Origin of the sequence: Spirosoma agri (assembly GCF_010747415.1) — a bacterium.
Classification (GTDB): Bacteria; Bacteroidota; Bacteroidia; order Cytophagales; family Spirosomataceae; genus Spirosoma; species Spirosoma agri.
The window spans coordinates 1,467,218-1,479,861 of sequence record NZ_JAAGNZ010000002.1; the positions used below are offsets into that span (position 1 = coordinate 1,467,218).

The window sequence follows — 12,644 nt, forward strand, 5'->3', positions numbered from 1 at the left end:
TGGCCCGCAACTCGTTGAGGCAACGAACGATCAAGCGTAAACAATCGAGCCCGAAGCTATGAATACAGTACTCAACGAGCCGAAGGCCAACGCATCGAGTTCGGACGTAAAGAAAACGTTTCCGGTGCTGGAAATGACCTGCGCGGCCTGTGCGGTCAGCGTCGAATCCACGCTTAAACACACGCCCGGCGTGCATGATGCCGGGGTGAACTACGCCAACCAGAGCGCCTGGGTAGACTATGATCCGGCTACCGTTACCCCCGAGGGACTACAAACGGCGTTGCGGGCAATGGGATACGATATTATTATCGATACTGAAGACCCGAACGAAGCCAATGAGGTACAGCGGGAAGCGCAGCAGAAACACTACGACGCCCTAAAAAAGCGGACCATCTGGGCGGTTATCCTCTCCATCCCCATCGTACTGATCGGCATGGTCTTTATGGACGGTTCCGATCGAGCGATCCCGTTTGGCAATTACATCATGATGGGTCTTGCTGCACCCGTGGTGTTCTGGCTGGGCCGATCGTACTTCGCGAATGCCTGGAAACAGGCCCGTCACGGTAAGGCCAATATGGATACGCTCGTGGCCCTTAGCACGGGCATTGCTTTCTTATTCAGCGCTTTTACGACGCTTAATCCTGACTTCTGGATAAGTCGCGGGCAGCATCCGCACGTTTATTTCGAAGCGGCTGCCGTTATTATCGCGTTTATTTCGCTGGGTAAATTGCTCGAAGAACGGGCCAAATCGAATACGACATCGGCCATCAAGAAACTGATGAGCCTTCAACCCGACACGGTGCGGCTCGTCGATGGGGAAACGGAGCGCGATGTCCCGATTGCTACCGTTCGGGTGGGTAACGTACTGGTAGTGCGACCAGGCGAACGGATTCCGGTTGATGGAGACGTGCAGACCGGTGCGTCGTTTGTTGACGAAAGCATGATCAGTGGCGAACCGATTCCGGTTGAGAAAACGGCAGGAACGAAAGTCTTCGCCGGTACGATCAACCAGAAGGGAAGCTTCCGCTTTCGGGCCGACAAGGTTGGGGCCGACACCGTATTAGCCCGCATCATTCGAACGGTGCAGGAAGCGCAGGGGAGTAAGGCCCCTGTTCAGCGGCTGGTCGATAAAATTGCGGGTATTTTCGTGCCGGTCGTGTTGGGTATTGCCTTGTTGACCTTTGGGGTCTGGATGCTCATTGGGGGCGATAATGCGCTGACAACAGCGTTGTTAACGTCTGTAACGGTGCTGATCATTGCCTGTCCCTGCGCGTTGGGACTGGCTACGCCAACCGCCATTATGGTCGGCGTGGGAAAAGGAGCCGAGACTAATATCCTGATCAAAGACGCTGAGAGTCTGGAGTTGGGCTACCGTGTCAATGCGGTGGTGCTGGATAAGACCGGCACGCTCACCGAAGGCAAACCCGTTGTTACGGATTTACACTGGCTGGTTTCGGCTAATGAACAGGCTGGGTTGGCATCCATTCTGTACGCGCTGGAAACCCAGTCCGAACACCCACTTGCTCAAGCGGTCGTCGCGCATTTGACATCAACGAACGTCGCTGGTGTTGCGATGGATCGTTTCGAGAGTATAACGGGGCATGGTGTAAAAGGCGACCATTCCGGTAATACCTATATCGTTGGCAATCGATCGTTGCTGTTGAAACAAGGCATCTCGCCGGACGAAGCACTGGAGCAACAGGCCGATTTGTTCTACAAAGCGGCAAAGACGGTCGTATTCTTTGCGGATCAGCAGCGGGTGCTGGCCATCGTCGCTATTGCTGATCCAATCAAAAACACGTCCAGAAAGGCGGTCGACATGTTGCAACGACGAGGTATTGAGGTTTACCTGCTCACTGGTGATAATGCCCAGACCGCAGCCGCCGTAGCCGGTCAGGTTGGCATACGTCAGTATCGGGCGGAGGTACTGCCTGCCGAAAAAGCGGCTTTTGTTCAGGAACTACAGGCACAGGGTAAGGTGGTGGCGATGGTTGGCGACGGCATCAATGACGCACAGGCGCTGGCACAGGCCGATGTAAGCATGGCGATGGGTAAAGGGTCCGACATTGCAATGGATGTGGCGAAAATGACGCTCATCACATCTGACCTGACCCGCGTTTCGATGGCCCTGCACCTGTCTCGAAAAACCGTTCAGACGATCCGTCAGAATTTATTCTGGGCGTTCATCTACAATCTGATCGGCATTCCAATCGCGGCTGGTGTGTTGTATCCCGCGTTCGGTTTCCTGCTCAACCCAATGATCGCGGGTGCGGCCATGGCTCTAAGTTCGGTGTCAGTTGTGAGCAATAGTCTACGGTTGCGGTCGATAAAGCTGTAAAGACAAATAGGAAGAAGGCGTAACGTACACGAAGTTTGGGGTTTCTTGGTGTACGTTACGCCTTCTTCGCGTTCTTTGCATCTAAACAAACGGCCTTTCAGGAAACTACCTATTCATGATTCGTTTACAACTACTCGTTAGTCTGGTACTGGGCGCGTTTTCGCTCAGCCATGCCCAGTCGACCTCATCCGATTCGCTGTTTGTCCGGCAGCACTACACCAAGCTCGACCGGCAGATTGCGATGCGCGATGGGACCAAACTCTACACCGTCATTTTCGTACCGAAGGATGCTAGCCCTACAAACCGCTATCCGTTTCTGATGGAGCGAACGCCCTATTCGGCTGGCCCGTACGGCGAAAGCAAGTATCCTAAATCAGGCCCCGGCCCGAACAAAGACCTGTCGCAGGAGAAATACATTTTCGTTACGCAGGATGTACGGGGGCGCTATATGAGCGAGGGAAACTTCGAAGAAATGACGCCCGGCGTGGATTCGCCCGGCCGGTCCGCCGGTGCGGTGGATGCGCCGAAAACGCCCGCTACGTCGTCTGCCAAAAAAGGAAAAAAAAGTAGTCCGTCCACGTCGGCAACCACGACCGACGAGAGTACCGATACGTACGACACCATCGAGTGGCTGCTCAAAAACATTCCGAACAACAACGGACGCGTTGGCCTAATGGGTATTTCGTATCCGGGCTTTTACGCGTCGGCGGCTTTGCCCAACGCGCACCCAGCCCTGAAAGCCGTATCGCCACAGGCACCCGTTACGGATGAGTTTATCGGTGATGATGCGCGGCATAATGGCGCGTTTTTTCTGCTTGACAATTTTTCGTTCATGAATTATTTCGATTCTCCGCGCAAAGGGCCACAGGAGGATTACGAGCCCTTATTTTCGTGGAAGCCCACTGATGCCTACAAGTTCTTTCTGGATTTAGGGCCGATCAAAAATGCAAACGGTCCGACGTACTATAACAACCGGGCAAAGATCTGGAACGAGTACCTCCAGCACGACACCTACGACGACTACTGGCAAACGCGTAATATCCGCCCGCACCTGAAAAACGTAAAACCGGCGACAATGGTGGTTGGCGGCTGGTTCGATGCCGAAGATTTGTTCGGGGCGCTGCGAACCTACGAAGCCATTGAAAAACAGTCCACGGGTAATCGCAATACGCTCGTTATGGGGCCGTGGACACACGGAGCCTGGTCGCGCGATGACTGGAGCCAGTTTGGGCCGTTGACGTTCGGGCAGAACACCGCCAAATACTACCGGGATAATCTCGAATCGACGTTTTTTGCCTTCCACCTGAAGGACAAGGGCACCTTCAACGCACCCGAAGCGCTGCTGTTCGATACGGGGCTTAACGCGTGGAAATCATTCGATACCTGGCCACCTAAGACCGTTCAGAAGCAGCGTTTCTACCTGGCCCCCGCCCAGAAGTTAACAACGGCCAAACCGGTTGCGGGTGACTCCTTCGAGGAATACATCAGTGATCCGGCCAAACCAGTGCCGTATACAAACGGAGTACAGGCCCGGCGGAACAATCAGTACGTGATCGAGGATCAGCGGTTCGTGGCAAACCGGCCCGATGTGGTTGTCTTTGAAAGCGAACCGTTGACGGAAGACCTGACAGTGGCTGGTCCGATCAATGCTCAATTATTTGCGTCGACGACCGGCACCGATGCCGATTTTATCGTGAAAGTGATCGATGTGATGCCCGATACGACCAGGAACCGGGCAGATGGCCCATCGAAAGGAATTCAACTGGCCAACTACCAGCGACTGGTACGGGCCGAGGTGTTACGGGGCAAGTTTCGGAATAGTTTTACTACGCCGGAGCCGTTCAAACCGGGTGAAGTAACAACCGTACGTTTACAGTTACCCGATGTATTACACACGTTCAAAAAGGGGCACCGGCTGATGGTGCAGGTGCAGCATTCATGGTTCCCGATCGTGGATCGCAACCCGCAGAAGTTCCTGAATATCGGTACGGCGGAAGCCAGCGATTTCCAAAAAGCGACCATGCGACTCTATCACAATGAAAGTTATCCCTCGTCAATTGAACTGACTAGTATGGGAAAATAAAGGCTTGTTAACATTTGGGTAACATTGGAAAAAGGGAGATCGCTAGCGGGTGATCTCCCTTTTTTGGTCAAAAAGGCATAATTGTATGGTATTTGAAGTCTTTTTCGACGTTTCGGGTGGCTAAATCGACTCATTCCAATATTAAGTTTTTCAGGATTCGTAATATGTGCGTAACATTTGCTTAATATTACGATAACATTAGTCCTTACGACTCGCGAGAGGGATTCGGGCGACTGGGCATTGTTCACTTTTTAACAGAATGAAGTCAATGAAAAAGTCAATTTTTCTCCTAACGCTGGTAGGCTTCCTGGCGACGCAAGCCTACGCTACGCCGACAAAAACCCGCAAAACCAAAGCTCCAAAAGAAAACATGGAGCAGCAGTTAGCGAAATACGTATCCTATCCCGACGCACTGAAACCCACTCAGCGGGCTGGTGTTGTCGTGATTCAATTCCGAGTCAATTCAGCAAATGAATTGTGTCAGCTGGAAGTTTTCAGCAAGAATGATCAGATTAACAACGCCTTGCTTCGGCAACTGACGGGCAAAAAGCTGACGGGTTATGGCAGCGATGCCAATGAACTCCATACCGTTCGGCTTCGGTTCCAGCCCGAGTAAGGGAACGCCATACAAAAAAGCCATTCGTTCTGAACCGGGCGGATGGCTTTTTTATGCCCGAACATTTGCGGTTGACGGGTAGTTAGCCACTCGTAACTACCTGTTCCATGTCCGAAACACTATCGCTGGTCTGGCTCCGGCGCGATCTACGTCTGCACGATAATGCCGCCCTATACCACGCCCTGAAAAGTGGCCGTCCTGTTCTTCCCGTGTTCATTTTCGACCGCACGATTCTCGATGATCTGGACGATCGGCGCGACCGTCGGGTTGAGTTTCTGGTGCAGGAAATCGATCGGCTGCGTGATGAATTGGCCAAAATGGGTTCGGCCATTCTTGTTCGTTATGGCAAACCGATCGACGTCTGGAAAGAGCTGACCGGGCAATACACAATTGGTGATGTGTTTGCCAACTACGATTATGAAGTATATGCCAAAGAGCGGGACAAGGCTGTTAGCGAATTACTAGCCGAGAAGGGAATCGGCTTTCATACGAGTAAAGATCAGACCATTTTCGACCGGGATGAAGTCCTGAGCGGCAAACGAACCCCTTACACCGTTTTTACGCCCTACAGCCGAAACTGGCACGGCAAGCTGAATACATTCTACCTTAAAGCCTATCCGACGGAGCAGTACACCAATCAGTTCTGGAAAACATCGGTATTGACGGTGCCGACGCTGGCCGATATGAATTTTCAGCCCGTTGGCGAACCGTTTCCCGCCCGAACAACGTCGGACAAACTCCTGGACACGTACGACAAAACCCGCGATTTTCCGGCGTTACCACATAGTACCAGCCAGTTGAGTATGCACCTGCGGTTTGGTACGATTAGCGTTCGTGATCTGGCTCGTCAGGCGAACGAAACCGATGATAAGACGTTTCTGAACGAACTTTGCTGGCGGGATTTTTACTTTCAGGTGCTCGACCACTTTCCGCACGTGGAGCGTCACTCGTTCCGGCGTCAATACGACCAGATCGAATGGCGTAATAATGAAGACGAATTCGATAAATGGTGCCGGGGTGAAACTGGCTACCCGATCGTCGATGCGGGTATGCGTCAACTGAATACGATTGGCTGGATGCACAACCGCGTCCGGATGATTACCGCCAGTTTTCTGTGCAAGCATCTGCTCATCGACTGGCGCTGGGGCGAAGCCTATTTCGGCAAAAAACTTCGCGACTACGATCTCTCCGCCAACAATGGTGGCTGGCAGTGGGCGGCTGGTTCTGGAACAGATGCTGCGCCGTATTTTCGGGTCTTCAATCCGGACCGGCAAGCCAAACGGTTTGACGCCAAACAAGAATACATCCGGCACTGGATTCCGGAACTCGACACAAAATCGTATCCACAACCAATGGTAGAGCATTCGATGGCGCGACAGCGGGCCGTTGAGACCTACAAAAAAGGATTGGCAAAGTAAAACGCGCCGTTTGTTGCCTTATGTATTTTTCCTGCCTGTCGTTGATTACGGCAATCTAACGGTATGAATGTACGGCTAGCGCTGCTTCCTTTTCTTCTTTTTGGGCTGACAATTCCCTTGCTGGCCCAACAGCGGCTCCGACTGAGCGTGCTTGTTCAGGATGGGGTGACGAAAAAGCCAATTCCGGGCGCTAGTCTGTTCATCGCTGAGACAAGAGCCGGGGCAAAAGCCGATAGTTTGGGCGTCATCAGCCTGACTCATCCGCCCGGCTTACTGACCATGTACGTTTCGGCGGTAGGCTACATCAGGGGGCGTGAGGCTGTTGTACTCGATGGCAATAAGAAGATCGAGTACTACCTTCAGCCGCGCTCGACCGATCTGGAGGAAGTCGATGTTCGGGCTGTTCGGGTCGATAAAAACATTCGTTCGGCGCAGATGGGACAGATTCAGCTTAGTATGCCCGAGCTGAAACGAATGCCGGTCGTGCTGGGCGAACCCGATATCCTGAAGGCGTTGTCGTTGCAGGCGGGTGTCACAACGGCGGGGGAGGGTGCAGGCGGATTTAACGTTCGGGGGGGGCGGGCCGATCAGAATTTAGTGCTGCTGGATGGCGCACCTTTGTTCAATACGTCGCATTTGCTGGGATTTTACGCCAACGTCAACTCAGATCTGGTCCAGGATGTCAGCCTGAGCAAAGGCGCGTTCTCGTCGCAATACGGGGGGCGCGTGTCGTCGCTGCTACTGATGAGTACGCGCAACGGCAACAAGGACGGCTGGCGGGTATCCGGTGGGCTAAGTCCGGTTAGTGCACGGGTCGTGGTCGATGGGCCAATCAGCAAAAAACTTACGTTGCTGGCTGGCGGTCGGGTTGCTTTCCCCAACTACCTGCTCGGGTTGTTTCCAACGGCGAGTGTCAAAAATAGCCGGGCCTTTTTTTACGATGGCAATCTCAAACTGACGTACACACCCGACGAGCGGAACACCGTTGCGCTGTCGGCCTACCGGAGTCAGGACAACTTTCGGTTTCCAGGTGATACGCTGTACGGCTGGAAATCGGACGTGCTGACGGGCCGCTGGAGTTACCTGATTCGGCCAAATCTGCAATTGAATGTAACCGGTCTATACAGTGGTTACCATCTGAATGTCGATGGGGTTACACCGGGCCTTACCTTTCGCTTTACGTCGTATATAGAGCAGCGGGAGGGCAAAGCTGATCTGTTTTATACGATCAACCAGAAGCACAAGATTCAGGTTGGCGCGAACGCAATTCGCTATCAGGTCCAAACGGGTAATGCGCAGCCAACGGGCGAGAATTCCAGCGTTAATCCAAGACGAATCGATCCCGAATACGGTCGTGAGCTGGGCGCGTACGTCAACACCGAATGGGAGCTGACGCCCAGAATTTCGTTTCAGGTCGGAATGCGCTATTCGGCGTTTGCCTTTCTGGGATCGCGAACGGTTTATGACTACGAACAGGGTTTACCACGCTCGCCCGAAACGATTACCGATTCTATCCGGTATGGTACTGGACAGACCATCAAGACATATGGCGGACTGGAACCCCGGTTTGGGTTGCGCGTGCAGGTGGCGAAACACACCGCGATCAAGGCCAGCGCAGGCCGGACGCGCCAGTACGTGAACCTGATTTCAAATACGACCGCCATTACACCGCTTGACTTCTGGAAGCTGAGTGACAACTACGTGCCGCCCCAGATTGCCGATCAGGTATCATTAGGGTTCTTTCAAAACCTTCGGGACAATGCGATCGAGCTAAGTGTGGAGGGGTATTATAAGCGATTGCAGAATCAGATCGAGTATCGGTACGGGGCGAACCTGATCTTAAATCCGACGCTGGAAACGGCGTTGCTGCAAGCCAACGGACGCGCCTATGGCATTGAGTTTGGCGTTAGTAGCAACAAGGGACGCCTGACCGGCCAGTTCAACTACACCTATGCCCGGTCGCTGCTTGCCGTGCAAACAGCCTTCGATGCGTTGCGCATCAACGAGGGCGTCTACTACCCATCGTATATTGACCGACCCCACACGCTCAACATTCAGGCTCGCTGGGCCATGTCGCATAACTGGTCGTTCTCCACGAATTTCGTTTATTATACCGGCGTTCCGGCTACGTATCCCGACGGACAGTATACGTATAATGGCGAGCCGGTCCAGGATTATTCCCGCCGAAACGCCGACCGGATTCCGGACTATCACCGATTAGACGTCGCGTTCTCGAAAGACACACGCTTTACCAAAGCCCAACAACGATACGGCATTTGGACACTAGGTGTTTACAACCTTTATGCCCATAAAAATCCGTATTCCATTTATTTCACGCGCTATAACCAGCGCACTGAATCGTACCGATTGTCCGTATTTGGAACGCTGATTCCGTCAATCGCCTATAATTTTTATTTCTGATATGTATCGGCTCTTCGTTATTCTGCTCTGTATGAGCTTCCTGTTGGCCTGTATCGATCAGGTCGAGCTGCCTATCCGGACGGAAGAACCTCGTCTGGTCATTGAGGGTCAGATCACCAATGAAGCGCCACCCTATACCGTCCGACTGAGTTATACCGGCGGGTTTGGGGAAGCTAATTCGGGTAGCTATCCAGTCGATGGGGCGCAGCTTCGCCTGGCCAATGATCAGGGGCGATCGACGCCGTTCACACCACTTGGATTGGGTCTTTACCAAACGGCAGACTCGACGTTTCGGGGCGAAATAGGCCGTGCTTATAGCCTGACTATTGCGCTCAATACTGGTAAACAGTACACGACCAAAGCTGAACGGATGCCAAACGTACCCACGATCGACAGTATAGCGGGAACCCTGGTACGACTGGATAACATCGTTACGCCCTATCGGTATTCTTACGCTATTACAACCCGTGACCCGGCTACTGAGAAAAATTACTATCGTTGGACCGCTTACGGAATCACGACCCGAAAATCGACGGGTGTGCTCTGTAGTCTTGGCAGTCCGTCTATCTGCTTCGATCGTTGCTGGACTACCGTTGTGAATAACGTGGTCAACATTTACAGCGACGAGTCGATCAATGGAAACATCCTTCGGAACCGGGTCGTATTGAGTTTGCCAATCTATGCAGTTGGCCCACAACTCGTGGAAGTACAGCAGTACGGTATAACGCAGGCAAATTACCAGTTCTGGACGCTCTACCAGCAGCAAAACGCCCGAACGGGGAGTATTTTTGACCCATTACCGGCACCCGTAACGGGTAATGTTGTCAACGTCAATGACCCGGCTGATGTGGCACGAGGTTATTTCGCCGTTACATCCCTCACCCGGAAGCGGTTTCGTAATCAGGCCGAAGAGGCTACGGGTTCGGCGGTGTATGGATTTATTAGCAGCCAGATTGTGCCGACGGGCGATTGCCGGCGAACATACGGAAACGTACCGGTTTACGAACCGGATGGCTGGCAGTAACTACAACTTCCATTGCACGACCCAGCCTGGTTTAACCGGTTTGGGACGGGGTAGGCCCGCTAAACCCGTAGCCGGATTCATCGCGGTCAGCGTGACCGGAATCACACTTTTGGTTTGGGATGAGATTAGTTTGGTCGCGCGAAGGAACAGATTGCCTTGCGTATCAACATCATCGACTACGGCGTACAGGGCATCACCGGCTTTCAGCTCATCTTCGCCGATCTGAACATCCTCCGTCAAAACAAACGTCCAGCTTTGCCCTACCTTGAGTTGGCCCGGCCTGACCAGTTTAGCGGACAGATCGCCAATGAAGACCTGCGATGCCGCTGATTTATTTTTGAGTAATTCCGTTAAGACGCTATCCATAGCCACGGCTTCGTTTCGGTTTCCCGTTGTCGGATTCACCAGTGACTCGACCGGCACACCAACCGGTTCCGGTTCCTCTTCCTGAAGCCAGCCCATACGTCGGGCCTGGGCGCGTTCCTGCTCGTAGGCATTACCCGACGACGCCAGCATGATACCCGGAGCACCCATACCATAGGAAGGATTTGTGAACAGTTCTTTCATCGCCAGAATCCGGTAGAGGTAATACCCCGTCTCGGCATTCATGGTCATGGCGTAATAATCGCGGTGGCCAACCTTCGATATTTTGCGCTGCACCATCCCGACACCCCCATTGTAGGCGGCTGCAACGAGCGTCCAGGAACCGAGCTTGCTGTAGAGGAACCGAATGTATTTGCAGGCTGCCTCGGTCGACTTACGGAGGTCTGTGCGCTCGTCATTGCCCGGCGCAATGGATAACCCCATATCCTGAGCGGTTTCGTCCATGAACTGCCAGTAGCCAACCGCCCCCGCCGAGGAAACTGCATTCGACTGCCACGCGCTTTCGATGAGCGGCAGGTATTTAAAATCGTTGGGAATTCCGTGTCTGCCCAAAATAGGTTCGATAACGGCAAAGTAGGGGGCTGAGCGGGCTTTCAGGCTAGCCAGATGATGGCTGTAGCCGCTGCTTCCCGCCAGTGCATACGCGAGTTTCGTTGTCACTTCACCCTGCTCGGTCGGTACAGTTTCCCCGCAAAAATGAAGTCGGGTCAAGCCACCTACTAGCCGTGGTCGGGTAAGAGCGGGCCGAACGGCTATCTTTTTCTGTGCCCACGCAGCCGGAATAATAAGCAGGCTGATGCAGAGTGTCAGGAAAATGGATCGTATGGCAGTAATCAAAACAAATGGTCGATGGTATAGCCTATAGACAACAACGCGGGTTAAAGGTTTAGTTCAGGCTCAGTAGGTACGTCTTGGGTTGATATAATGAGTCTGCTCGCCGGACGGTGTTTCGTACGCCGTATTTCCAAGATACGGCGTACGAAACACCGTCCGGCGAGCATTTGGCGCATAAAATAGATTCGATTCGATCTGCCGCTGGTATGACTTTTGTTAACGGGTTGCCCCGGCTTCGTCAGAAACGGTTGAGCTGTAAAGTAGTGCGCTACAAAGCTTTCCAGGTCAGAATCCAGCCTGATTTTACCTGATCCATATCGGGAATTTTGATGCCGATGCGACCCGTTGAGGCATCTACAGCTGCGAGGGCCAGATTATAGGTATGCTTTTCATCGACGGAGTACAGTTTGTCGGCGCGAAGGTATAATTTACCCGCTCTGGTATCAATGTCCTCAACGACCGCATACAGCACATCACCCTCGTCTACATCTTTACCATCGGCCATACCATTGCGCGTGAGGTGAAAAACCCATACCTGACCCCGTTGCAGACTGGCCGATTGAGCCAGCTGTGCTTTGATGCCACCCTGAAACACATCAGCCGCATTAGGAAGCGGAATATCGCTGGCTTGCCTATTGACCTGAGCGGGTGCCCCTGACGTCGCTGTATTCATCGCCAGTTTCGTGGCGTCATTGACAACGGATTCTGGCAGCAGAACCTCATCGTTATCCTCGTCATTCGATGCGGGCTTGAGAGGCTGGCTCAAATAAGCCATCATCCGATCCGAAATAATGCCTTCGTAACACTGGTAATTGGAAAATAGCTCTTTGAACGCCAGAATTCGGTACAGGTACTTGCCTGTTTCGGCATTCAGCCGGAGGTAATAGTAATCGCGTTGCTGTTGCCGACGTATATTTCCCAACAAGGCGCCAATGCCATTGTTGTAAGCCGCAGCAGCCAGGGTCCAGGAACCCAGTCGGTTATGAAGGTAGCGCAGGTATCGGCAGGCGGCATCGGTTGATTTAATGAGATTTCGCCGTTCGTCGTTTCCCGATCGAATCGATAAGCCCAGTTCGCGTGCGGTAGCGGGCATAAACTGCCAGTAACCAACGGCTCCTTTTGGGGAAACGGCAAATCCGGTTAGTGCGCTCTCCACCAGCGGCAGGTATTTGAAATCGGACGGGATGTGATACTGGGCGAGAATCGGCTCAATGATTGGGAAGAACGAAGCTGCCCGCTGCCGGATTCGGTATAACGCCTGATTCTGATTCGTGTTGACGACCAGCGCCGATACCAGCCGACGTGCTACTGTTTCCTCATGAAGCGGGACAGATTCTCCGCAGAAGTAAACGGGCGGAAGCAATGGCCTTAGCGTCGGTTCGAAGGAGGCCGAAGCAGGGACTGGACTGATTGAGGTGTGCAGACTGGTTGATGACGATAAACAGCTAACGTTTGATTGTACAGCAGTCACCAACAAGCCAGTGGCTAGTGATAAAGACGTGATTATATTCATCAGTACGGCGAGT

General features: G+C 53.0%; 8 protein-coding genes. 6 read left to right on the forward strand and 2 right to left on the reverse strand.

Going from position 1 to position 12,644, the window contains the following annotated elements; translation table 11 throughout:
* Positions 1 to 58: 58 nt before the first annotated feature.
* The 6 genes from GK091_RS22665 to GK091_RS22690 all read left to right on the forward strand — a co-directional run bounded on the left by GK091_RS22665 (position 59) and on the right by GK091_RS22690 (position 9,900).
* Positions 59 to 2,338, forward strand: coding sequence for a heavy metal translocating P-type ATPase (locus GK091_RS22665; protein WP_164042287.1), 2,280 nt, complete (start codon positions 59 to 61; stop codon positions 2,336 to 2,338).
* 115 nt (positions 2,339 to 2,453) lie between these two features.
* Positions 2,454 to 4,421 (forward strand): CocE/NonD family hydrolase, encoded by a 1,968-nt coding sequence (locus tag GK091_RS22670; RefSeq protein WP_164042288.1) that lies wholly within the window; start codon positions 2,454 to 2,456, stop codon positions 4,419 to 4,421.
* 268 nt (positions 4,422 to 4,689) lie between these two features.
* Positions 4,690 to 5,037 carry a hypothetical protein gene (locus GK091_RS22675; protein ID WP_164042292.1) on the forward strand — a complete coding sequence of 116 codons (348 nt, stop codon included), beginning with the start codon at positions 4,690 to 4,692 and terminating at the stop codon, positions 5,035 to 5,037.
* Positions 5,038 to 5,144: 107 nt separating this feature from the next.
* Entirely contained in the window at positions 5,145 to 6,455 is a 1,311-nt protein-coding gene (locus tag GK091_RS22680; protein WP_164042294.1) for a cryptochrome/photolyase family protein, read from the forward strand.
* 63 nt (positions 6,456 to 6,518) lie between these two features.
* Positions 6,519 to 8,876, forward strand: coding sequence for a TonB-dependent receptor (locus tag GK091_RS22685; protein ID WP_164042297.1), 2,358 nt, complete (start codon positions 6,519 to 6,521; stop codon positions 8,874 to 8,876).
* Position 8,877: 1 nt separating this feature from the next.
* Positions 8,878 to 9,900: a DUF4249 domain-containing protein gene (locus tag GK091_RS22690; protein ID WP_164042300.1), complete on the forward strand. Its 1,023-nt coding sequence runs from the start codon at positions 8,878 to 8,880 to the stop codon at positions 9,898 to 9,900.
* On the opposite strand, the gene GK091_RS22695 is transcribed toward GK091_RS22690, so the two are convergent.
* Both GK091_RS22695 and GK091_RS22700 read right to left on the reverse strand, forming a co-directional pair.
* Positions 9,901 to 11,121 carry a lytic transglycosylase domain-containing protein gene (locus tag GK091_RS22695; RefSeq protein ID WP_170312767.1) on the reverse strand — a complete coding sequence of 407 codons (1,221 nt, stop codon included), beginning with the start codon at positions 11,119 to 11,121 and terminating at the stop codon, positions 9,901 to 9,903.
* A gap of 265 nt (positions 11,122 to 11,386) precedes the next feature.
* On the reverse strand, positions 11,387 to 12,631 hold the full coding sequence (locus GK091_RS22700; protein WP_164042302.1) for a lytic transglycosylase domain-containing protein: 1,245 nt from the start codon (positions 12,629 to 12,631) through the stop codon (positions 11,387 to 11,389).
* Positions 12,632 to 12,644 lie beyond the last annotated feature (13 nt).

What these genes read in the sequence shown, in the direction of transcription:
- GK091_RS22685 (WP_164042297.1), top strand. Translation starts at nt 6,519, where the DNA reads ATGAATGTACGGCTAGCGCTGCTTCCTTTTCTTCTTTTTGGGCTGACA.
- GK091_RS22690 (WP_164042300.1), top strand. Translation starts at nt 8,878, where the DNA reads ATGTATCGGCTCTTCGTTATTCTGCTCTGTATGAGCTTCCTGTTGGCC.
- GK091_RS22665 (WP_164042287.1), top strand. Translation starts at nt 59, where the DNA reads ATGAATACAGTACTCAACGAGCCGAAGGCCAACGCATCGAGTTCGGAC.
- GK091_RS22675 (WP_164042292.1), top strand. Translation starts at nt 4,690, where the DNA reads ATGAAAAAGTCAATTTTTCTCCTAACGCTGGTAGGCTTCCTGGCGACG.
- GK091_RS22670 (WP_164042288.1), top strand. Translation starts at nt 2,454, where the DNA reads ATGATTCGTTTACAACTACTCGTTAGTCTGGTACTGGGCGCGTTTTCG.
- GK091_RS22700 (WP_164042302.1), bottom strand. Translation starts at nt 12,631, where the DNA reads ATGAATATAATCACGTCTTTATCACTAGCCACTGGCTTGTTGGTGACT.
- GK091_RS22680 (WP_164042294.1), top strand. Translation starts at nt 5,145, where the DNA reads ATGTCCGAAACACTATCGCTGGTCTGGCTCCGGCGCGATCTACGTCTG.